Below are 21982 nucleotides of genomic sequence, written 5' to 3' on the forward strand. Positions count from 1 at the left end.
TAAAAGAACGCTGGTATGATGCGCGGCATTGGAGAGATGCCGGAGTGGTCGAACGGGACGGATTCGAAATCCGTTGTACTGGCAACAGTACCTAGGGTTCAAATCCCTATCTCTCCGCCATACAAGATGAAGCCCCTGGGAACGAAAGTTTCCAGGGGCTTTTTCGTTGTGTGGCGCGAAGTTGTTCGTAGCGAGCATCCCATTTGCGCGGGCGAGCCTATGAAGACGCGGGGAGCTTCTTGAGCAGCCTGTAGGTGAGTTCTACGCCCAAGGCAAGCATCAGCTTCTGAATTGTAGAAAAACGGGTTTTATCGCCGCCCTTGGCCTACAAGGAAGGGGATTATTCTGAGTTTCAACTGTAGGACCGGGAGCGCAAAGCGCCCCCAGGGCCGTCAGCGCATCGCGGCCAGCTTGATGCCGAACCCCACCAGGCAAGCCCCCGCCAACCGCTCGAACATATTGGCAATCCGTGGGTTGGCGCGCATGCGCTCGGCCAACTGGTGCGTCAGCACCACGGCAATCAACCCGTACAGGAAGGTCACCACTGCCACTGTCGCCGCGAGGAAGCCGAAGGTCACCAGCCCCTGATGCTTCACCGGGTCGACGAACAACGGGAAAAATGCCATGTAGAACATGATCGCCTTGGGGTTGAGCAGGGTGATCATCATGGTCTGGCGCAGGTACTGGCCGTTGTCCATACGGCTGGCCCGCGGCGCGCCACCGGGTTTGCTCAGCAGCATGCGCAGGCCCAGGTAGGCCAGGTACGCAGCACCGGCCCATTGCACCACGTGGAAGGCGGCAGGGTAGGCCGCCAGCAGGGTGGCAACACCAGCCACCGCCAGCCACAGCAGCACCTGGTCACCCAGGATAACCCCACAGGTCGCGGCCATGCCTGCCTTGATCCCGCCCTTGCCGGTGGCGGTGATCAGGGCGAAGTTGCCTGGCCCGGGGATGGCCAGGACGATGATGAAGGCGATGACGAACGCGCCGTAGTCGGTGACGCCGAGCATGGAAAACTCCTGTTGATGGTGCGTAGGCAGAGTTCAAGACTATCGTCGCCACCGGTCCGCTTTTCAACCATCTGCCCGAAAATTGAAAACAGGCGCTCAAATTTCAGAAGTGCGGGACATTTCCTACAACGGCAACTAGTTGTTGCACACGTGCAACCAACAACTGCACCTTGAAGCTTGGATCCAATGCTTGGGTTCTGTATCATCCCGCCGCCATCAGAATGATGGCCTTAGATGATTCATTTAAAGGACTTAGTATGAAAAAGCTGTTCAAGGCTACCGTTGCCGTTGCTGTCGTTTCGGGTGTTGCCCTGCTGTCGGGTTGCACCGGCCAGGTTTACAACCAGCCGAAAAACTGCAGCTACGACTACCTGTTCCACCCTTCGGTTTCCATCTCCAAGATCATCGGTGGCTGCGGCCCGATCGATAAACTGCCTCAGCAGCAGTAATCTTGGCGGTACCCTGATCGCGACGCTTGCAGCGTGATCCAAGGCCCCCGGTCATTTCCGTGATCGGGGGTTTTTGTTTTTCCGCGTGACAATCTGCCACTGAGGCAACCCGTCGCCTTGACGCTCCGGGTGGCAATTTGTTTGTGCTGGCATTTAAGCTACAATCGGAAAAACGATTCAGCCGTGTCGGTCAATTCGACAAAAGGCCGAGTCGTTTTCTGGTTCTCTGGCTGCTGAACAATGATCAACAACAAGCCTGCGCTGCAGAACACGCTTTACCTGGGCCAGCCACAGGCCCGCCCTCTGTTCTCCTGACTGGAATCGATCAATGTTCAAGAAAGCTGGCAAGACCTTGCTGGGTCTGGCTGTCGCTGCAAGCGTCATGCAAGCGCACGCCGCAGAAACCAAGAAAGTAGATGTGCTGCTGGTCGGCGGCGGCATCATGAGCTCTACCCTGGCCGTTTGGCTGCACGAGCTGGAGCCAAGCTGGTCGATGGAAATGGTCGAGCGCCTGGATGGTGTGGCCGAAGAAAGCTCCAACGGCTGGAACAACGCCGGTACCGGCCACTCCGCGCTGGCCGAGCTGAACTACACCCCGGAAGACAAGGACGGCAACGTCAACATCACCAAGGCCATCGAAATCAACGAGGCCTTCCAGATCTCCCGCCAGTTCTGGTCGTGGCAGGTCCGCCAGGGCGTGTTGAAGAACCCGCATTCGTTCATCAACACCACGCCGCACATGAGCTTCGTGTGGGGCGATGACAACATCAAGTTCCTGAAAAAGCGTTATGACGCGCTGCAGGCCAGCCCGCTGTTCCGCCCGATGCAGTACTCCGAGGACCACGCGCAGATCGCCAAGTGGGTCCCGCTGATGATGGAAGGCCGCGACCCGAACCAGAAGCTGGCCGTGACCTGGACGCCAATCGGTACCGATGTCAACTTCGGCGAGATCACCCGCCAGTTCGTCGGCCACCTGAAAACCCAGGAAAACTTCGACCTGAAGCTGTCCAGCGAAGTGCAGGACATCACTCGCAACAAGGACGGCTCGTGGCACGTCGAGTACAAGAACCTGAAGGACGGTAGCGAATCGGCCACCGACGCCAAGTTCCTGTTCATCGGTGCCGGCGGCGGCGCGCTGAAGCTGCTGCAGAAGTCGGGCATTCCTGAAGCCAAGGAATACGCGGGCTTCCCGGTGGGCGGCTCGTTCCTGGTGACCGAGAACCCGACCGTGGCCATGCAGCACATGGCCAAGGCCTACGGTATCGCCTCGACCGGCGCGCCACCCATGTCGGTTCCGCACCTGGACACCCGCGTGCTTGACGGCAAGCGCGTGATCCTGTTTGGTCCATTCGCCACCTTCTCGACCAAGTTCCTGAAGAACGGCTCGTACCTGGACCTGCTGAGTAGCACCACCACCCACAACGTGTGGCCGATGACCAAGGTCGGCATCGATCAGTACCCGCTGGTGGAATACCTCGCTGGCCAGTTGATGCTGTCTGACGACGACCGCTTCGAAGCCCTGCGCACCTACTTCCCGAACGCCAAGAAGGAAGACTGGCGCCTGTGGCAGGCCGGCCAGCGCGTGCAGATCATCAAGCGTGATGCCGAGAAGGGCGGCGTGCTGAAGCTGGGCACCGAAGTGGTCGCTTCCGAAGACCGCACCATCGCCGGCCTGCTGGGGGCATCGCCAGGTGCTTCGACTGCTGCACCGATCATGCTGAACGTGCTGGAAACCGTGTTCAAGGAGAAGGTCGCCACCCCTGAGTGGCAGGCCAAGATCAAGCAGATCGTGCCGAGCTACGGCACCAAGCTGAACGACTCGGCGGCGGCCACCCAGAAAGAGTGGAACTACACCGCTGAAGTGCTGCAGCTCGAGAAGCCACCGGTGATCGACGAGAGTGTCGGCACCACGGCTGCACCGAGCCAGCCGGTCGAGAGCAAGCCTGAGAATGACATGGCGCTGTAATCGGCCATTGTTTTGAAAGAAGCCACGGGGGAGACCTCGTGGCTTTTTTGTTGCCTGTACCGGCCCTTTCGCGGGTAAACCCGCTCCCACAGAAATAGCGCCAAGCCTGTGGCCAGCGCTATCCCTGTGGGAGCGGGTTTACCCGCGAAAAGGCCGGCACAGGTAAATCACTGCTGCCGCAGAATGCAGTCCAGCAACCCGGGAAACCGCTCCGCCAGCATCTCGCTACGCAACGAATTCATATGGGTAGTCCCCACATTGCGGGTATGCACCAACCCCGCATCACGCAGCACGCGAAAATGGTGGGACATGCTTGACTTCGGCCGGCCGCCGTCCAGCTCGCCACAGCTGGCTTCGGCCACGCCCGCCAGGTGACGCACGATACCCAGGCGCACCGGGTCGCTCAGGGCGTAGAGCAGGCGTTCCAGGGTAAGGTCTTCAGAATTGGGATGTTGATAGGCTCGCATGGTCGTCATGATAACGGGGCTATCATTAATTGCCATAGTTCGATTATGATCGAACTATCGTAATCAAACAGCTCTGGAGCTTGCCCATGTCCGCCTTGTTCGAACCCTATACCCTCAAGGACGTCACCCTGCGCAACCGCATTGCCATTCCTCCGATGTGCCAGTACATGGCCGAGGACGGCATGATCAACGACTGGCATCACGTGCATCTGGCCGGCCTGGCCCGTGGCGGAGCCGGCCTGCTGGTGGTCGAGGCCACTGCCGTGGCACCGGAAGGGCGCATCACCCCCGGTTGCGCCGGTATCTGGAGCGATGCCCACGCCCAGGCTTTCGTGCCGGTGGTGCAGGCAATCAAGGCCGCCGGTTCCGTGCCGGGTATCCAGATTGCCCACGCCGGGCGCAAGGCCAGCGCCAACCGCCCGTGGGAAGGTGACGACCACATTGCTGCCGACGACGCCCGTGGTTGGGAAACCATCGCCCCGTCCGCCATCGCCTTTGGCGCGCATCTGCCAAAAGTGCCGCGCGAGATGACTCTGGACGACATCGCCCGGGTCAAGCAGGACTTCGTCGATGCCGCCCGCCGTGCGCGCGATGCCGGTTTCGAATGGATCGAGCTGCACTTTGCCCATGGTTACCTGGGCCAGAGCTTCTTCTCCGAACACTCCAACAAGCGTACCGATGCCTACGGTGGCAGCTTCGACAACCGCAGCCGCTTCCTGCTGGAAACTTTGGCAGCGGTGCGTGAGGTATGGCCAGAGAACCTGCCACTGACCGCGCGTTTTGGTGTGCTGGAATACGACGGTCGCGATGAGCAGACCCTGGAAGAGTCGATCGAACTGGCACGCCGCTTCAAGACTGGTGGCCTCGACCTGCTGAGCGTGAGTGTCGGCTTCACCATTCCCGATACCAAGATCCCGTGGGGCCCGGCGTTCATGGGGCCGATTGCCGAGCGCGTGCGCCGTGAGGCGAAGCTGCCGGTTACCTCTGCGTGGGGGTTTGGTACGCCGCAACTGGCGGAAGCAGCGCTGCAGGCCAACCAGCTGGACCTGGTATCGGTAGGGCGTGCGCACCTGGCCGACCCGCACTGGGCTTACTTTGCGGCCAAGGAGTTGGGTGTGGAGAAAGCCTCCTGGACCTTGCCTGCACCGTATGCGCACTGGCTCGAGCGTTATCGCTGAGTTCAGAAGGGGGCTGCTGTACACAGCCCATTCGCGGGTAAACCCGCTCCCACAGGATCTCCACTGCCCTCAAGGCCTGTGCGATCCCTGTGGGAGCGAGTTCACCCGCGAAGAGGCCAGCACAGGCTAAAACCGATCCAACCGGTAAGCCGCCATCTCCGGTCCACCGGCCATCTCAGCCAACCGTCCCACCCATTCCGCTGTCACTGCTGCCTGGGTCAACCCCAGGTGCTGATGCCCGAATGCCAACAGCACTCGCCCATCACACACCCGGTCGATCACCGGCAACGAATCCGGCAACGAAGGCCGCAAGCCCATCCACGGCGTTGCTCCCTCCACACTCAAGTCCCGCTGGAACAACCCCTTGCTCAACCTGTGCAACTGCCACGCCCGTTGCATGCTCGGCGGCGCGTCCAGCCCGGCGAATTCCACCGTGCCGGCCAGGCGCAAGCCCTCGGCCATGGGCGTCATGATGAACTTGCGCTCCAGCGATGTGACTGCAAACGGCAAACGCTGATGCTCGCCAGGCAACATCAGGTGGTAGCCGCGCTCGGTGTCCAGTGGCACCTGCTTGCCGGTCAGCGCGGCGGTCAACCGCGCAGAATGCGCGCCACAACTGATCAGTACCTGGCGGGCATCGAGCGAGCCCTGGTCGCTGGCCAGGCTGACCCCGCCGCCGTGCAGACGTCCGCCATCGACCTGCGCCTGAACAAAGCGCACGCCACTGGCCTTGGCTGCTTCGAACAGTTCGCACACCACCCGGTACGGGTCGATGAAGTGCCCGGTACGCGGGAAGAACAGCCCACCCAGCAACGACGGGCTCAGTTGCGGCGCCGCTTCGCGCACGGTGTCGGCTGACCAGAAGTCCACCGGCACCGCCTGCTGCAGCATGCGTGTGCGCAAGGCCTCCAGAGCCTGGCGCGACTCCGGGCGCTCGAAAACCAGCAACGAGCCATCTTCCTGGAACAGCTCGCTGCGCCCGATCGAACCCAGCAGCCGCTGCCAGGCACCCAGGCTGCCTTCGTTCAACGTGCGGATGCCGGCGACGCTGCGCTGAAACGGGCCCGGGCGCAGGTTGAGCAGCAAGCGGGTGAACCATGGCATGGCCTTGGGCAGGTACTTCCAGTCCAGGCGCAGCGGGCCCATCGGGTCCAGCAGCATGCGCGGCAGGCGTTTGAGAATCGACAGGTCTGCAATCGGAAATACCTGCTCGGTGGCCAGGTGCCCGGCGTTGCCGTAGGACGCGCCCTGGCCGGGTGCCTGGCGGTCGACCAGGGTTACCCGGCGGCCTTGGCGGGCCAGTTGCAGGGCACAGGCGACGCCGACAATGCCGGCGCCGACCACGACGATATCGGTTTCAGCGGTTTCGACCATGCTCAGCCTTCCCGTTTACCGTCGAGCAGGCGCCGCAGTTGCAGCGGGTTGCCGTGCTTCAGCGCCTGCGGCAGCAGGGCATCGGGGAAGTCCTGGTAGCACACCGGGCGCAGGAAGCGCAGGATCGCCGCCGTGCCCACCGAGGTGCTGCGGGCATCGGAGGTGGCCGGGAACGGCCCGCCATGGACCATCGCGTCGCATACCTCTACACCGGTCGGCCAGCCATTGACCAGGATGCGGCCAGCCTTGCGTTCAAGGGTCGGCAGCAGCGCTCGGGCGCTGTCGATGTCGGCGTCGTCCAGTTGCAGGGTGGCGGTCAGTTGGCCTTCCAGGTGCTCGGCCACCTGGCAAACTTGCTCATCGTTGGCGCAGGCCACCACCAGCGACGCCGCGCCGAAGACTTCGGCCTGCAACGCCGGGTCGGCGAGGAACGCTTCGGCCTGGGTCACGAACAGTTGCGCCTGGCACTGGTTGGGGCCTTGCCCGGCCTGGCCACTGGCGGCGGCCTGTGCATTGGCGTTTGCGGCGAGGGCGCCGACACCGGCCTGGTAGGCACTGAAGATGCCCGGGGTGAGCATGGTCTGCGCCGCAGCCTGGCGCACGTGTTCGCTGGCGGCGGCGATGAAACGCTGCAACGCCGGCCCCTGGCGGGCAATCACCAGGCCGGGGTTGGTGCAGAACTGGCCGGCACCCTGGGTCAGCGAGGCGACGAAGCCTTGTGCCAGTGCCTCGGCGCGGGTCTGCAGGGCGGTGTCGAACAAAAATACCGGGTTGATCGAGCTCATTTCGGCGTACACCGGGATCGGCTCGGGGCGGGCTTGGGCCGCCTGGCAGAGCGCAATGCCACCACTGCGCGAGCCGGTAAAGCCAACAGCCTTGATGCGCGGGTCGCTGACCAGTGCAATGCCCACTTCACGACCAGAGCCGTACAATAGCGAAAACACACCGGCCGGCAGGCCGCACTGCTTCACGGCCTTTGCCACTGCCTGGCCGACCAGCTCGCTGGTGCCCGGGTGAGCGCCGTGGGCCTTGACCACCACCGGGCAACCGGCGGCCAGGGCCGAGGCGGTGTCGCCACCGGCCACCGAGAAGGCCAACGGGAAATTGCTGGCACCGAATACCGCCACCGGCCCCAGGGCCACCTGGCGCTGGCGCAGGTCGGCACGCGGCAGGGGCTGGCGCTCGGGCAGGGCATTGTCGACCCGCACGTCCAGCCATTCGCCGGCCCGTACCACGCGGGCGAAGGTGCGCAGCTGGGTGCAGGTGCGGCCACGTTCGCCCTGGATACGCGCCTTGGGCAGGCCACTTTCAGCCACGGCGCGGTCGATCAGGGCATCGCCCAGCGCTTCGATCTGCGTGGCGATGGTTTCGAGGAATTGTGCCCGTTGCTCGAGCGAGGTTTCGCGGTAGGCATCGAACGCCGCCCAGGCCAAGGTGCATGCCTGGGCCACGTGTTCGCTGGTGCCGCCGAGGTAGGCCGGTTCCAGCGCCTGGCCGGTGGCTGGGTCGATGGCACGGATGGCTTCGCGGCTGCCGGTTATCGGCGTCTGGCCGATCAGCAGGTTGCCTGTGAGGTTCATGGAGCCTCCTTTGGAATCAGTAACAAGGGAGACCGCAGCTCTTGTGGGAGCGGGTTTACCCGCGAAGCAGGCGACTCGGTGCCTGGCACCGGCTTCGCCGGTGTTCGCGGGTGAACCCGCTCCCACAGGGGCTGCGGCTCGAGCGTGAATCAGGCGATCAGGCGATGTTCTGCTCAGCCGACCAGCTGGCGTACCAGGTGCGGAACAGCGCGTACTGCTGCTCGGCATAATTGCGCTGGGCGTCGGTCAGCACGTCGGTCTCGTTGAAGTGCAGGCTGTATTCGCTGTCACCGTTCAGCACCATCAGGTGCTTGTAGTAGAGCACCAGGTCACAGCCTTCATCGAACGACGACAGCACCGCCAGCGCCGCTTCCAGTTCACGCGCCAGGCGGCGGGCCTTGGCATCACCCTTGGCCGCCTGCTTGCTCAGGCTCACCAGGTGCAGCACCTCACGCGGCAGGGCGTTGCCGATGCCGGTGATGGCGCCGGTGGCGTTGCAGTTGACGAAGCCATGCACCACCTGGGTGTCGACGCCGACCATCAGGGTCACGTCGTCATCCTTGGAAGTGATGTGCTCGGCGGCGTAGCGCAGGTCGGCGCCCCCGCCGAACTCCTTGAAGCCGATCAGGTTGGGGAACTCGCTGCGCAGTTCGAAGAACAGGTCGGCGCGGGTGGCGAAGCCGTAGTATGGGCTGTTGTAGATCACCGCCGGCAGCTTCGGCGCGGCTGCCAGGATGGCCGAGAAGTGGTGCTTCTGAGCAATCAGCGAGGCACCGCGGCTTAGTACGCGGGGGATGACCATCAGGCCGGCGGCACCGACCTTGGCCGCGTGGGCGGCGTGGGATACCGCCTCACGGGTGTTCACCGCGCCGGTACCGACGATGGTCGGGATGCCGGCGGCCACCAGGCGCGCCACGCCTTCCTGGCGCTCGGCTTCGGTCAGCAGCGGCCAGTCGCCCATCGAACCGCAGTACACCACGGCACTCATGCCTGCCTCGATCAGCTCGCGGCCCTTGCGCACCAGGGCGTCGAAGTCCGGTTTGCGCTCGGCGGTGCAGGGGGTCATCAGGGCGGGCATGGTGCCGGTGAAGATGTTGTTGGTCATTGTTGTCACTCCTCGCGATATTCGACTTTCTGGAAAAAGCCGGGGTCAGATGCCCCAGGCGAATGGGTCCTGTTCGTCGATCAGCAAGGTGCTGTCGGCGGTCATGTAGGCGCGGCCGGTGATGAAAGGGCGAATGCGGTCGCCGTCGCGCTCGTAGCGGCCCTGGAACTGGCTGCCGGTGATACTGGCCTGTACCCAGGTCTGGCCTTCGTCGAGCTTGCCGTCGGCGGCCAGGCAGGCCAGCTTGGCGCTGGTGCCCGTGCCGCAGGGCGAGCGGTCGTAGGCCTTGCCGGGGCACATCACGAAGTTGCGACTGTCGGCGTTGGCATCGTCGGCAAACAGTTCGACGTGGTCGATGGGGGCACCGTTTTCACCGGTGATGCCTTGGGCTTCGAGGGCCTTGAGCATCGCCCAGGTGTATTCGGTCAGCGCCTCGCGGTTGGCCAGTTCGATGCGCTGGCCGTGTTCGGAGACGAGGAAAAACCAGTTGCCGCCCCAGGCGATGTCGCCACGCACCAGGCCATGGCCGGGCACCTCCACCTGCACCTGCTGGCGGTAGCGGTAGGACGGCACGTTGCCAACGGTTATGGCGCCATCTTCATGCAGGGTGGCGGTCACCTGGCCGACCGGGGTGTCGATCTTGTGCTCGCCCGGTGCGATCAGGCCAAGATGCTGCAGCGAGGCGACCAGGCCGATGGTGCCGTGGCCGCACATGTTCAGGTAGCCAGCGTTGTTGAAGAAGATCACCCCGCAGGTGGCGTCGGCCGATACCGGTGGGCAGTACAGCGCACCGACCAGTACATCGTTGCCACGTGGTTCCAGCAGGCAGGCGCGGCGCCACTGGTCGTGCAGCTCGCGCAGCTCGTCGCGCTGCTCGGCCATGCTGCGGCCACGCAGTTGCGGGAAGCCTTTCATCACCAGGCGGGTGGGTTCCCCGCCGGTGTGCGAGTCGATGACATGAACGTGTTTCATGGGCATATCCATTCGAGAGTGGGTCAGGAGGCGACGGCGGCAGGGCGCTGGCCTGGGTAGCTTTCGGAGGAGGCTTCGCTTTCATCCTCACCTTCCAGGCGCACCAGGTGGGCAGGCACGCCGGTGGCAGCACCCCAGTAGTAGATGCCCAGCGCACAAGCGGCCACGACCACGGTGTCGAATGGGTGGCCGAGCACCCCCAGGCCGCCGAAGCTGCCCAGCCACGACAGCAGGATGGTCACCGCGTAGAAGCCGATCAGCCACGCCGACGAGCGCACTTGCTGGGCCAGCGACAGGTGCTGGGTCGGCACGAAGCGGCCGCACAGCAGGTAAAGCACGAACATCACGATCTGCAGGGCCAGCAGCCACGAAACGGTCTTCCAGCCAGACCAGTACACGATCAGCGCGGCGATGATGAACGACAGCGGGCCGAGCACGCCCATGCCCTTGACCCGGAACGGGCGCGGCATGTCGGGGGCGTTGCGGCGCAGGGCGGCGACGGTCACCGGGGCCACGGCGTAGCTCAGTACCAAAGCGGCTGAAACCACGTTGATCAGCGCTTCCCAGGACGGGAACGGCAGGGTCCAGAACACCGACAGGCCAAAGGTCAGCCACAGCGCCGGGCGCGGGATGCCGGACTCGGCGTCGATGCGGGTGAAGTACTTGAAGAAGGTGCCGGTCTGCGCCCAGCCATAGACCACGCGCGGGGTGGCGTTCATGTAGATGTTGCCGCAGCCGCTGGGCGAGATCACCGCGTCGGCCACCACCAGGTAGGCCAGCCAGCCCACACCCAGGGCCAGGGCGATATCACGATAGGGCAGGGCCAGTTCCTTGGTCACGGCGGCCCAGCCGTTGCTCAGCATTTCGGTCGGCACACTGCCGAGGAAGGCCAGTTGCAGCAGGGCGTAGATCGCGGTGGACAGCAGTACCGAGAGGATCAGCGCGATGGGGATGGTGCGCTGCGGGTTCTTCACTTCGCTGGCCACCGAAATGATCGGCGTCAGGCCCAGGTAGGCGAAGATGATGCCACCGGCCGATACCGCCATTTCAACGCCGGACAGACCGAAAGGGGCAAAGCCCTGGACCTCGAAGTTTTCCGGCTTGAAGAAAGTGAACAGCACGCCGATCACCAGCAGCGGCACGATGAACTTGAACACGCTGACCAGGTTGTTGGCCTTGGCGAAGGTTTTCACGCTGCGGTAGTTGAGGAAGAAGAACAGCCCCAGCAGGGCGAACTGCACCAGCCAGCCGAGTACGGTCGGGTCGCTGGAGCCGGCCTCGGTCAGCCCGGGGAACCAGGCGGCGGCGTATTGGCGCGAAGCGACCACTTCGATGGCGATCAGGCTGGAAAAGGCGATCAGGGTAATGAAGCCCATCAAGTAGCCCAGCAGCGGGCCGTGGGAGTACACCGGGTAGCGCACCACGCCCCCGGCACGCGGCAGGGCGGCGCCCAGTTCGCAATAGACGATGCCCAGCAACAGTACGGCGAAGCCGCCAAGGAACCAGGACAGGATGCCGGCCGGGCCGGCGATGGCCGAGACGTGGCTGGCGGCGAACAGCCAGCCGGAGCCGAAGATGGCGCCTAGGCCGATGAAGGTGAGGTCCAGCAATGACAACTGTTTTTTGAATTTGCCTGACATGGGTTCGCCTTTTTGTTGGTTATTGGATAGGCAGGTCTGATGTCACGAGATGCGGCTTTTTGGGCCGCGCTCTTGTAGGACTTGGGGCGGCTTGCGTGGGGCATAGAGTGGACCGATCGGGGCGCCGGTTCTTGATGGTTTTCTGCAGGGTGGATGACGAAATCGGCACAGTTTCAAAAAAGCAGTGACTAGGTGCCGGGGTGTGGAATAGGCTGTAAGCCATACCGAGCAAGGGCTGTAGAGGTATGTGGGTATCGTTGGCCTCTTCGCGGGCGCGCCCGCTCCCACAGGTACACCACAGGATTCGAAATTTGTGGGGGACCTGTGGGAGCGGGCGTGCCCGCGAAAGGGCCGGCACAGCAAACCGAGATAGAGCAGATGACCGACACCCCCCTGGCAACCCTGTACCAGTCCCTCGACCAGCACCGCCCCGCCAGCCTCGAAGCCCTGCTCGCCGGTGTGTCCCTGCTTCTGCCGATCCTCAACGCCATCCCCAACGCCGCGATCTTCATCAAGGACCCGGCCGCCCGCTATGTGCTGGCCAACAACACCCTGGTCCAGCGTTGTGGCCTCAAGCGCCTGCAGCCGCTGCTGGGCAAGACCAGCGCCGAAGTGTTCCCGGCACAGCTGGGCCCCGGCTACACCGAGCAGGACCGTCGTGTTCTCAAGGAGGGCCTGGTGCTGGAAGACCAGCTGGAGCTGCACCTGTATGGCAGCCGCGAGCCTGGCTGGTGCCTGACCCACAAGCGCCCGCTGTACAACCAGGCCGGCGAGATCATCGGCCTGGTCGGCATCTCGGTCGATTTGCAGTCAGCGGCCGATACCCACCCTGCCTACCAGCGCCTGGCGGCGGTGGACGAGCATATCCGCCAACATTTCCACCAGCCGATCAGCATGGGCGAGCTGACCCGTATCGCCGGCATTTCCGTGGCCCAGCTGGAGCGCTACTGCAAGCGGGTGTTCCACCTCACACCACGGCAGATGATCCACAAGGCGCGCCTGGAGCACGCCCACCGCTTGCTGCACTCGGAAATGCCGATCACTGATGTGGCGATGCGCTGCGGCTATACCGACCACAGCGCCTTCAGCCGCCAGTTCAAGCAACTGACCGGCTTCACGCCGCGCCAGTACCGCCAGGCCACCAGCGATCAGTCGGCCTGAAACAGCGCCCGCGCCTCATCGAAGCACTGCTCGGCAATTGCCGAACGCGGTTCGCTGCGGCGCAGCAGCAGGCCGACCGGGCTGTGGATGGCGGCGTCGGCCACCGGCAGGATGCGCAGGTGCTCGCTCAGGTCTTCCAGGCCGCAGCCCAGCGGCATGACTGCGCAGCACATACCGGTGTTGATGGCCTGAATCAGCTGGAAGCTCGAGTCGCTTTCCAGTACCGCATTCGGCTCCAGGCCACGGCTGCGGAAACTCAGGTCCAGCGATTGGCGGTAGTGCATGCCCTTGCTCAGCAGGCCCAGCGGAATGTCGCCCAGCTCGTCCCAGCGCAGGGTGTCGCTGGCGAACTGGAAGTGCCGGGTATCGTGCAGCAGGCCCATGGTGGTGGTGCCCAGTTCGATCACTTCGAAGAAGCTGGTGTTGACCTGGTCCAGGTAGCAGATGCCCAGGTCGAGCTGGTTGCGGCTGAGCCCGTCGATGACCTGTTCCGAGCTGAGCGAGCTGATCTGGAAGTGCAGTTCGGGGTATTTTTCACGCAGCGGCAGCAGCAGGTGCATGGGGTTGAAACTGGCCAGCGGCACCGTGCCCAGGCGCAGGCTGCCTACCACTTGGCCACGGCAGCTGGCGGCCTCGGCCTGCAGGCCGTCGTGGGCGGCGAGCAGCGTACGGGCCCAGGCCAGGATGCGCTCGCCGGCCTCGGTGAAGCCTTCGAAGCGTTGGCCGCGCTTGACCAGCACAAGGTCCAGCTCGTCCTCCAGGTTGCGCAGGCGCATGGACAGCGTCGGCTGGGTGATATGGCACAGCGCCGCCGCCTGGCCGAAGTGGCGGGTCTGGTCGAGTGCGATGAGGAATTTGAGCTGCTTGATGTCCATGGAAGTGCCTGGTAGCGGGTTATGCAGACCTTACCCCACGTCTGCGATAGATGTCATTGATCAGTCGGTACGCCATATCGATTGGACGCCCCCGGGCCATGCCTCTAGCGTGGCGGCAATGCCACTCGAGGAGCCCCACCGTGCGCGTCCAATCCGACGCGGTCTTCGTACCGCTCAACATCGCCGTGCTGACTGTCAGCGACACCCGTACCTACGACAACGACACCTCCGGTGAGCTGCTGGCCAGTCGCTCGGTGGAGATCGGCCACCGCCTGGTGGCGCGGGCGTTGCTCAAGGACGACCTGTACAAGATCCGCGCCCAGGTCGCCACCTGGATTGCCGACGAGCAGGTGCAGGTGGTGCTGATCACCGGCGGTACCGGTTTTACCGGGCGTGACAGCACGCCGGAAGCGGTCGAGTGCCTGCTGGACAAGCGCATCGATGGCTTTGGCGAACTGTTCCGGGCCCTGTCGATTCTCGATATCGGCACCTCGACCGTGCAGAGCCGGGCGCTGGCCGGGTTGTCCAACCGCACATTGGTGTGCTGCCTGCCGGGCTCCACCGGGGCCTGCCGTACGGCGTGGGAGGGTATCCTGGCGGAGCAACTGGATGCGCGGCACCGGCCATGCAACTTCGTCAAGCACCTGAAACCGATCGAGGCCTGTGCAAGCCGGGGCTGAGTTTTCTCCTGTACCGGCCCTTTCGCGGGTAAACCCGCTCCCACAGGCCCCCCACAGGTTTCGAACCCTGCGCGATACCTGTGGGAGCGGGTTTACCCGGGAAAGGGCCGGTACAGGCCACTGCATTCAGTCAGCTCAATACATGGTCCACCGGCAACAACGCCGGCGGTAGCTGTTGTTCCCCCAACCCCGCCAGCACATCACGCTCCACGGTCCGCACCATGGCATCGGTCGGCAGGTCGTTCTCATCGCGCCCGAACGGGTCTTCCAGTTCGTTGCCAATCGCATCCAGCCCGAAGAACGTGTACCCCACGATGGTGGTGAACAGCGGCGCCAGCCAGCCCAGCGGCTCGGCCAGGGCAAACGGCAGCAGCAGGCAGAAGATGTAGATGGTGCGGTGCAGCAACAGCGTGTAGGGGAACGGCAACGGCGTGCCCTTGATCCGCTCGCAGGTGGCCTGCACTTCGGTCAGGCCCACCAGCCGCTGCTCAAGCAGGCTGTAGCGCCAGTCACTGATCTGCTGCTGTTCGGCCAACCTCGAGCAGTGCCCGCCCATTTCGCGCAGGATGGCGTCGCACACGTTGTGCGCGCTGATCGCATCGGGCCGTGCCAGCCAGGACCGGGCGGCGGCCAGTTCGTCCTCGTTGCGCAGCCGTGCATTCAGTGCATGGGCAAAGCCGCACAGGCTGCGCAACAGTTCGGCACGAAGGGTTTCGTCGGTAATCACCAGGCTTTCGCGCACGAACGAGCGGGTTTCGATGATCAGCTTGCCCCAGGCCTTGCGCCCCTCCCACCAGCGGTCATAGCAGGCGTTGTTGCGAAAGCTCATGAAAATAGACAGCGACAGGCCCAGCAAGGTGAACGGGGTGGCGCTGACCGGGTAGAAGAACGCCGGGAAATGCCGCTCGACCAACACGATCAGCGCGGCCAGCAGGGTGATTGTCAGGCAGCGCAGGGCAATGCGTTTGACGATCGAACCCTTGAGGGTGAACAGCACACGCAGCACATCGGGGGTGGGGTGGACGATCATGTCAATCCAGAGACGGCTGGCTAGCCGCCGGTCATGTTCATGAAACGCAGGATCTGCACATCGCCACCGACTTCGAAATGATGGCGGTAGGGCTTGAGGTGCAGCGAGTCACGAATGGCCTTGTCCAGGCGTTCGGGGTTGCCGGGGTGGGCGCGCAGCACCTGCTTCAGGTCCACCGAGTGTTCATTGCCCAGGCACAGCAGCAGGCGGCCTTCGACAGTGAGGCGCACGCGGTTGCAGGTGGCGCAGAAGTTGTGGCTGTGTGGCGAAATGAAGCCGACCCGAGTGTTGGCGGCTTCGGCCAGGCGCCAGTAGCGGGCCGGGCCCTGGGACGACTCGGTCGATTCGACCAGAGTGTACTGCTCGGCCAGCAGCGCACGTACTTCATCGCTGGAGCAGAACGACTCGCCGCGCTCATGTTCGCTGATCACGCCCAAGGGCATTTCTTCGATGAAGGTGATGTCCAGCTCGCGGTCGATTGCAAAGCGCACCAGGTCGACCAGTTCATGATCGTTGCGGCCCTTGAGGACCACGCAGTTGAGCTTGGTGCGCTTGAAGCCTGCCTGGCGGGCGGCGTCGATGCCGGCGATCACCTGGTGCAGGTCGCCGGTGCGGGTCAGTTGCCTGAAGCGCTCGGCGTCCAGGCTGTCGAGGCTGATGTTCAGGCGCGTGACACCGGCGTCGAACAGCGGCTGGGCCAGGCGCCCAAGTTGCGAGCCGTTGCTGGTCAGGCACAATTCGCGCAGGCCGGGCAGGGCGGCGATGCGCCCGCAGAGGTCGACGATGCCTTGGCGCACCAGCGGCTCGCCGCCGGTCAGGCGGATCTTGCGGGTGCCAAGGGCGACGAAGCGCTCGGCCACCTGGAACAGCTCCTCGAGGCTGAGAATTTGCTGGCGCGGCAGGAACTGCATGTCTTCGGCCATGCAGTACACACAACGGAAGTCGCAGCGGTCGGTGACCGACATCCGCAGGTAGTCGATTTTCCGGTTGAAGCCGTCGATCAGGGCCCGGCTGTTCTGTTCCACGTTCGCGCTCGAATGGGTTGGGACTCGATTCAAGCTATAACCTGGGCGCCGGGGCGTCAAATTGCTTTGTCCGACCGTTTGATCGATGGCCTCTATCATGGCTGCAGGCCACGTATTTCAAAGTGTTGATTGCGGCGCCCAATTCGCGGGTAAACCCGCTTCCACAGGTAAAGCGCAGGGCTCGAAACCTGTGGGGCCCTGTGGGAGCGGGTTCACCCGCGAAGGCCGTGACGCGGTTCCAACCCTTGATCGAAACCGCCTATCACCCCGTAAGATCTTTCGATTGGACGGCTCTACCTCACGCTCCATAGGCTGAAAAAAAGCATCGAAGCGTGAGGATTCATCGCATGAGCCAGGACCAACACATCAGGGACTACAAGGGCGCCGCCGCTGGCTGGGGGGCGCTCAAGAGCGTGACCAAGAGCTGGCTGGGCAGCGACAATGCGTTCAAGAACCTGCGGGCCATGCTCAAGACCAACCAGAACGGTGGCTTCGACTGCCCCGGCTGTGCCTGGGGCGAGTCGCCGGAAAACGACATGGTCAAGTTCTGCGAGAACGGCGCCAAGGCGGTCAACTGGGAAGCCACCGGCCGCTCGGTAGACCCGGCGTTCTTCGCCAAGTACAGCGTCAGTGCGTTGGCCCAGCAGACCGACTACTGGCTGGAGTACCAGGGCCGCCTGACCCACCCCATGCGCTATGACGCGGCCACCGACCACTATGTAGAAACCAGCTGGGAAGAAGCCTTTGCGCTGGTTGCCCAACACTTGCGCGCACTCGAATCGCCCGACCAGGCCGAGTTCTACACCTCGGGCCGGGCCAGCAACGAGGCGGCGTTCCTCTATCAGCTGTTCGTCCGTGCCTACGGCACCAACAATTTCCCCGACTGCTCGAACATGTGCCATGAAGCCAGCGGCGTGGGCATGTCGGAAACCCTGGGCGTGGGCAAGGGCACCGTGGTGTTCCACGACCTGGAGCTGGCCGATGCCATTTTCGTCATCGGCCAGAACCCTGGCACCAACCACCCGCGCATGCTCGAACCGCTGCGTGAAGCGGTGAAGCGTGGTGCGCAGGTGGTCTGCTTCAACCCGCTCAAGGAGCGCGGCCTGGAGCGCTTCCAGCACCCGCAGCACCCGTTCGAGATGCTCAGCAATGGCTCCGAACCAACCAACACGGCCTACTTCCGCCCGGCCCTGGGCGGCGACATGGCAGTGATGCGCGGCATTGCCAAGTACCTGCTGCAGTGGGAACGCGAAGCCCAGGCAAATGGCGAACCGGCGGTGTTCGACCATGCCTTCATCGCCGAACACACCAGTGGTATCGACGCATACCTGGAAGCCGTGGATGCCACGCCCTGGGCGCACATCGTCGAGCAATCGGGCCTGACCCAGGCCGAGATCGAACTGGCCGCGCGCATGTACCGCAAGGCCGAACGGGTGATCATGTGCTGGGCCATGGGCGTCACCCAGCACCGCCACTCGGTGCCGACCGTTCAGGAAATTGTCAACCTGCAGCTGCTGCGCGGCAACGTTGGCAAGCCCGGTGCCGGCCTGTCACCGGTGCGTGGCCACAGCAACGTGCAGGGCGACCGCACCATGGGCATCGACGAGAAGCCCGGGGCGGCGCTGCTCGATGCCATCGAAAAGCGCTTCCGGTTCCGCGTGCCGCGTGCACACGGGCACAACGCGGTGCTGGCGATCAAGGCCATGGAGGAGGGGCGTGCCAAGGTGTTCATCGGCCTGGGTGGCAACTTTGCCCAGGCTACGCCGGATACGCCGCGCACTCATGCGGCCATGCGCAATTGCGCATTGACCGTGCAGATTTCCACCAAGCTCAACCGCTCGCACCTGGTCACCGGCCGCGATGCGTTGATCCTGCCGTGCCTGGGCCGTACCGAAATCGACATGCAGGCCAGCGGGCCGCAAGGCGTGACCGTGGAGGACACCTTCAGCATGGTGCACATCTCCCACGGCCAACTGCGCCCGCGCTCGCCACACCTGCGCTCGGAGCCGTGGATCATCGCCGGCATGGCCCAGGCGACCCTGGGCAAGCAGCCGATCGACTGGGAATACGCAGTTGCCGACTACGGCCGTATCCGCAGCATGATTGCCGATGTGATCCCCGGCTTTGCCGATTTCAACGAGCGCCTGCAGCACCCGGGCGGCTTCCACCTGGGTAACAATGCCGCCGACCGTACCTGGCGCACGGCCACAGGCAAGGCGCGCTTCAGCCCGAGCCAGCTGCCGGAGCAACTGGTGAATGCCAAGGTGCTGGCGCGTGGTGACAAGCCTGACCTGATCCTGCAGACACTGCGTTCGCACGACCAGTACAACACCACCCTGTATGGCCTGGACGACCGTTATCGTGGGGTGTTCGGCCTGCGTGAAGTGGTGTTCGTCAACGAGGTCGACATCCGCCGGATGGGCTTCGAGCCAGGCGAGCACGTGGACCTGGTGTCGCTGTGGGAGGATGGCGTGGAGCGGCGGGTGTCTGGCTTCCGCCTGGTGGCGTATGACGTGCCCGAGGGGCAGGCGGCGGCCTATTACCCGGAAACCAACCCGCTGGTGCCGCTGGAAAGTTATGGCGAGGGGACCTATACGCCGACTTCGAAGTTTGTGGCGATCAAGGTCGAGAAAGCCAAGGCGGGGAACCGGATTGCGGCGGTGCTGGCCGCGGATTGACAGATAGCCTGCAAGGGCCCTGTCCCCGGCAAGCCAGCTCCGACAGGGACCGCACAGATTTCAGAACCTGTGACGTGCCTGTGGGAGCTGGCTTGCCGGCGATAGGGCCGGTACTGCCATACAGGAATCAGGAACGATGCACCGGGTAAGCCGTGGTGTACTTCATCTGCTCCATGGCAAAACTGGAAGTAATGTTCGACAGCCCATCAGTACTGGTAATCAGCTTCTTGTAGAACCGGTCATACGCCGCAATATCCCCCACCACCACCCGCAGCATGTAATCCCAGTCCCCCGACATGCGGTAGAACTCCATCACTTCCTCGAACCCGGTCACGGTCGCGGCAAACTGCTCCAGCCAGGCGCTGTCGTGGCGCTGGGTCTTGAGCTGGACGAACACCGTCAGCCCCAGCCCCAGCCGTTGCGGGTCCAGCAGGGCAACGCGGCCGACAATGTAGCCGTCCTCCTCCAGGCGTCTGACCCGCTTCCAGCACGGCGTGGTGGACAGGTTGACGGCCTCTGCCAGGTCCTTGAGCGAGATCGAGGCGTCGCGCTGAAGCAGGGTGAGAATGTGCTGGTCGAAGCTGTCCATATTGCGTGTGGGCCGTGGAGAAAAATTTTTCACAGATTACCCCAAGGCCAGAAGATTTGGGTTGTGCGATAGTGGCAACTTTCATTCTGCCAATGGGCCTGACCATGTCCGACAAGCCGCGCAATTTCGCCACCCGCACCATTCACGCCGGTGAACAGTTCAGTGTCGCCGATAACGCTATCTTCCCGGCGATCGTCACCGCCAGCTCGTTCACCAAGCGCAGCCTGGACGACAAGCCGGAATACTCCTACAGCCGCGTCGGCAACCCCACCCGGCATGCCTACGAAACCTGTGTCGCCGCCCTGGAAGAAGGAGTTGGCGCAGTGGCCTGCGCCTCGGGTGTGAACGCCACCGCCACCGTGCTGGAGCTGCTGCCCAAGGATGCGCATGTGGTGGTGATGAACGGTGTGTATGGCGGTACCTTCCGCATCCTCGAAGACTACCGCAGCCGTACCTCGGGCCTGACCACCACCTACGTCGACCTCAACGATCTCGAGGCAGTGGCCGCCGCCATCAAGCCGGAAACCCAGCTGATCTGGATCGAATCGCCGACCAACCCGCTGCTGCACCTGGTCGATATCAAGGCGGTGTGCGACCTGGCCAAGGCGCGGGGCATCCTCACCTGCATCGACAACACCTTCTGCTCGCCGTGGAACCAGCGCCCGATCACCTTGGGCGTGGACCTGGTGATGCACTCGGCCAGCAAGTACATCGGCGGCCACTCCGACCTCACCGGTGGCGTGGTGGTAGCCGCCAATGATGCCCTTTTGGCGCGCCTGCGCCGCATCAGCATGGCAATCGGCGCGGTGCAGGGGCCGTTCGACTGCTACCTGGCCCTGCGCGGTCTGAAGACCCTGGATGTGCGCATGGAGCGCCAGTGTGCCAATGCCCTGCAGGTAGCGCGCTTCCTCGAAAGCCACGCGCAGATCGAGCAGGTGTATTACCCGGGGCTGGAAAGCCATCCACAGCACGAACTGTGCAAACGGCAGATGCGCACGGGTGGGGCGGTGGTGGCGATGAAGGTCAAGGGCGACCGGGCCGCGCTCAACCGGCTGGTGGAAGCGCTGCAGATCTTCGTGCTGGCCGATTCGCTGGGCGGGGTGGAAAGCATGATCAACCATTCCTGGAGCATGTCGCACTGCTCGCTGAGCCCGGAGCAGAAGGGCGTGATGGGCATCAGCGAAAACCTGCTGCGGTTGTCGGTGGGGATCGAGGATTACCGTGACCTGGTCGACGATCTGGATGGGGCGTTGAAGGCTGCGGCTGTTGTGTGAGGGCTGCTGGCCTCTTCGCGGGTAAACCCGCTCCCGCAGGAACTCGGCTGCTTTCAGGTCTGGCACTGTACCTGTGGGAGCGAGGTCATCCGCGAAGAGGCCGGTGGATTCAATGAATTCCTGTCAGGATTTGGGCGGATGAATGATCCGTTCGATCTTGTCCTTGATCAGCAACCGTTCCTTGCGCAGACGGTTGACGGCCTCGTCGTTGGTGCCGTTGGCTTCGGCGGCCACCACCTCTTTGTCTTTTGCGTTGTATTCCTTGTGCAGTGAGTGCAGCGTCTGGTCCTTGTCCATGAGCGCCTGGAATGCATCAGCGGTAACGTGCAGGTCAGCGAGCAGATCATGCGGAACTGGCATTTCTTCACCTCTGTCGGGGGTTGGCGGATGGTTCTGACCTTTGAGGATAGTCGTCTTTGCGCAGGTAGGGGACTGGGGTAGGCTGTCGCATCTCCCCCGTGACCCGGAACTGCGCCATGCCTCACCTGAACCTGGAATACAGCGACAACCTGCGCGAGCTGAACGTCGATACCCTGCTGCTGCGCCTGAACCATGCCCTGGTCGGCAGTGGCCAGTTCGCCGACGAGGCCGACATCAAGAGCCGCGCCGAAGCCTTCAAGCACTATCGCGTGGGCACCGCGCCCGGCGAGCGTGCCTTTGCCCATGTGCGCCTGGCCATCCTCAGCGGACGCTCGCCCGAGGTGAAGAAGCAACTGTCCGCCAGCCTGCTGGATGTATTGCGTGAGGCCATCCCCAAGCAGCCTGGGCTGGACATCCAGCTGTGCGTGGAAGTGCTGGACATCGACCGCGAGCCGTACGCCAAGGAACGCCTGCCACGCTGAACAAGCGCTGAATGAACTTCTTTTAATGTAGAAAAGGCGCCTGCTCACGAATTTGTTGGCGTCTTTTTCACAAAATATTGATGGCAC

20 protein-coding genes, 1 tRNA gene and 1 pseudogene are annotated in these 21982 nt (G+C 63.6%); 9 read left to right on the plus strand and 13 right to left on the minus strand.

Translation table 11 applies throughout. The annotated features are described in order from the left end of the window. Positions 1–30: 30 nt before the first annotated feature. Positions 31–120: transfer RNA gene (locus tag IRZ77_RS16865), tRNA-Ser, on the plus strand. A 97-nt stretch (positions 121–217) separates the two neighbouring features. Here IRZ77_RS16865 and IRZ77_RS26980 read toward each other — a convergent pair. Next, a pseudogene (locus IRZ77_RS26980) lies at positions 218–322 on the minus strand (addiction module antidote protein); the annotation flags it as partial. Positions 323–392: 70 nt separating this feature from the next. After that, positions 393–1010 (minus strand): LysE family transporter, encoded by a 618-nt coding sequence (locus IRZ77_RS16870; protein ID WP_025340245.1) that lies wholly within the window; start codon positions 1008–1010, stop codon positions 393–395. A gap of 257 nt (positions 1011–1267) precedes the next feature. On the opposite strand from IRZ77_RS16870, the gene IRZ77_RS16875 reads away from it, so the two are divergent. Beyond that, positions 1268–1459 carry a YhfL family protein gene (locus IRZ77_RS16875; RefSeq protein ID WP_046616491.1) on the plus strand — a complete coding sequence of 64 codons (192 nt, stop codon included), beginning with the start codon at positions 1268–1270 and terminating at the stop codon, positions 1457–1459. Positions 1460–1787: 328 nt separating this feature from the next. Then, positions 1788–3425 (plus strand): malate dehydrogenase (quinone), encoded by a 1638-nt coding sequence (gene mqo, locus IRZ77_RS16880; protein ID WP_108479994.1) that lies wholly within the window; start codon positions 1788–1790, stop codon positions 3423–3425. Positions 3426–3592: 167 nt separating this feature from the next. On the opposite strand, the gene IRZ77_RS16885 is transcribed toward mqo, so the two are convergent. After that, positions 3593–3928, minus strand: a complete 336-nt coding sequence (locus tag IRZ77_RS16885; protein WP_046616489.1) for an ArsR/SmtB family transcription factor — start codon at positions 3926–3928, stop codon at positions 3593–3595. A 50-nt stretch (positions 3929–3978) separates the two neighbouring features. Here IRZ77_RS16885 and xenA point away from each other — a divergent pair, with 50 nt between their 5' ends. Beyond that, entirely contained in the window at positions 3979–5070 is a 1092-nt protein-coding gene (gene xenA, locus IRZ77_RS16890) for a xenobiotic reductase XenA (protein ID WP_046616488.1), read from the plus strand. Between the two features lie 126 nt (positions 5071–5196). Here the strand turns inward: xenA and IRZ77_RS16895 are convergent, their stop codons facing one another. From IRZ77_RS16895 to IRZ77_RS16915, 5 genes are all read right to left on the minus strand, one after another. Continuing rightward, complete coding sequence (locus IRZ77_RS16895) at positions 5197–6444, minus strand: NAD(P)/FAD-dependent oxidoreductase (RefSeq protein ID WP_108479993.1); 1248 nt, start codon at positions 6442–6444, stop codon at positions 5197–5199. 2 nt (positions 6445–6446) lie between these two features. After that, a complete protein-coding gene (locus tag IRZ77_RS16900) occupies positions 6447–8024 on the minus strand; it encodes an aldehyde dehydrogenase (NADP(+)) (RefSeq protein WP_196173965.1) in 1578 nt (525 codons plus the stop codon). 157 nt (positions 8025–8181) lie between these two features. After that, positions 8182–9129, minus strand: a complete 948-nt coding sequence (locus IRZ77_RS16905; protein WP_085601005.1) for a dihydrodipicolinate synthase family protein — start codon at positions 9127–9129, stop codon at positions 8182–8184. A 45-nt stretch (positions 9130–9174) separates the two neighbouring features. Continuing rightward, on the minus strand, positions 9175–10101 hold the full coding sequence (locus IRZ77_RS16910; RefSeq protein WP_085601006.1) for a 4-hydroxyproline epimerase: 927 nt from the start codon (positions 10099–10101) through the stop codon (positions 9175–9177). Between the two features lie 23 nt (positions 10102–10124). Continuing rightward, a complete protein-coding gene (locus tag IRZ77_RS16915; RefSeq protein WP_196173967.1) occupies positions 10125–11741 on the minus strand; it encodes an APC family permease in 1617 nt (538 codons plus the stop codon). Between the two features lie 378 nt (positions 11742–12119). Here IRZ77_RS16915 and IRZ77_RS16920 point away from each other — a divergent pair, with 378 nt between their 5' ends. Then, entirely contained in the window at positions 12120–12902 is a 783-nt protein-coding gene (locus IRZ77_RS16920) for an AraC family transcriptional regulator (RefSeq protein WP_196173969.1), read from the plus strand. On the opposite strand, the gene IRZ77_RS16925 is transcribed toward IRZ77_RS16920, so the two are convergent. Then, a complete protein-coding gene (locus IRZ77_RS16925) occupies positions 12890–13777 on the minus strand; it encodes a LysR family transcriptional regulator (RefSeq protein ID WP_085601008.1) in 888 nt (295 codons plus the stop codon). The genes IRZ77_RS16920 and IRZ77_RS16925 overlap by 13 nt on opposite strands. A gap of 140 nt (positions 13778–13917) precedes the next feature. Here IRZ77_RS16925 and moaB point away from each other — a divergent pair, with 140 nt between their 5' ends. Beyond that, positions 13918–14457 carry a molybdenum cofactor biosynthesis protein B gene (gene moaB / locus IRZ77_RS16930; RefSeq protein WP_046616479.1) on the plus strand — a complete coding sequence of 180 codons (540 nt, stop codon included), beginning with the start codon at positions 13918–13920 and terminating at the stop codon, positions 14455–14457. Positions 14458–14587: 130 nt separating this feature from the next. Here moaB and IRZ77_RS16935 read toward each other — a convergent pair whose 3' ends face one another. Next, positions 14588–15487: a bestrophin family protein gene (locus IRZ77_RS16935; protein WP_085601010.1), complete on the minus strand. Its 900-nt coding sequence runs from the start codon at positions 15485–15487 to the stop codon at positions 14588–14590. A gap of 20 nt (positions 15488–15507) precedes the next feature. Next, positions 15508–16512, minus strand: coding sequence for a GTP 3',8-cyclase MoaA (gene moaA / locus IRZ77_RS16940; protein ID WP_196173971.1), 1005 nt, complete (start codon positions 16510–16512; stop codon positions 15508–15510). A 347-nt stretch (positions 16513–16859) separates the two neighbouring features. Between moaA and IRZ77_RS16945 the strand changes: the two genes are divergently transcribed. Continuing rightward, on the plus strand, positions 16860–19190 hold the full coding sequence (locus tag IRZ77_RS16945) for an FdhF/YdeP family oxidoreductase (RefSeq protein ID WP_046616477.1): 2331 nt from the start codon (positions 16860–16862) through the stop codon (positions 19188–19190). Between the two features lie 127 nt (positions 19191–19317). Here IRZ77_RS16945 and IRZ77_RS16950 read toward each other — a convergent pair whose 3' ends face one another. Beyond that, the gene (locus tag IRZ77_RS16950) at positions 19318–19779 is read right to left on the minus strand and encodes an Lrp/AsnC family transcriptional regulator (protein WP_046616476.1); all 462 of its coding nucleotides are present in this window, start codon (positions 19777–19779) and stop codon (positions 19318–19320) included. Between the two features lie 92 nt (positions 19780–19871). Here IRZ77_RS16950 and IRZ77_RS16955 point away from each other — a divergent pair, with 92 nt between their 5' ends. Then, positions 19872–21053, plus strand: coding sequence for a trans-sulfuration enzyme family protein (locus tag IRZ77_RS16955; RefSeq protein ID WP_046616475.1), 1182 nt, complete (start codon positions 19872–19874; stop codon positions 21051–21053). A gap of 123 nt (positions 21054–21176) precedes the next feature. Here the strand turns inward: IRZ77_RS16955 and IRZ77_RS16960 are convergent, their stop codons facing one another. Beyond that, on the minus strand, positions 21177–21413 hold the full coding sequence (locus IRZ77_RS16960) for a YdcH family protein (RefSeq protein ID WP_046616474.1): 237 nt from the start codon (positions 21411–21413) through the stop codon (positions 21177–21179). Between the two features lie 116 nt (positions 21414–21529). Between IRZ77_RS16960 and IRZ77_RS16965 the strand changes: the two genes are divergently transcribed. Further along, complete coding sequence (locus IRZ77_RS16965) at positions 21530–21895, plus strand: 5-carboxymethyl-2-hydroxymuconate Delta-isomerase (RefSeq protein WP_046616473.1); 366 nt, start codon at positions 21530–21532, stop codon at positions 21893–21895. Positions 21896–21982: the final 87 nt, after the last annotated feature.

The organism is Pseudomonas pudica, from assembly GCF_015680405.1.
In the GTDB taxonomy this organism is placed as follows: Bacteria; Pseudomonadota; Gammaproteobacteria; order Pseudomonadales; family Pseudomonadaceae; genus Aquipseudomonas; species Aquipseudomonas pudica.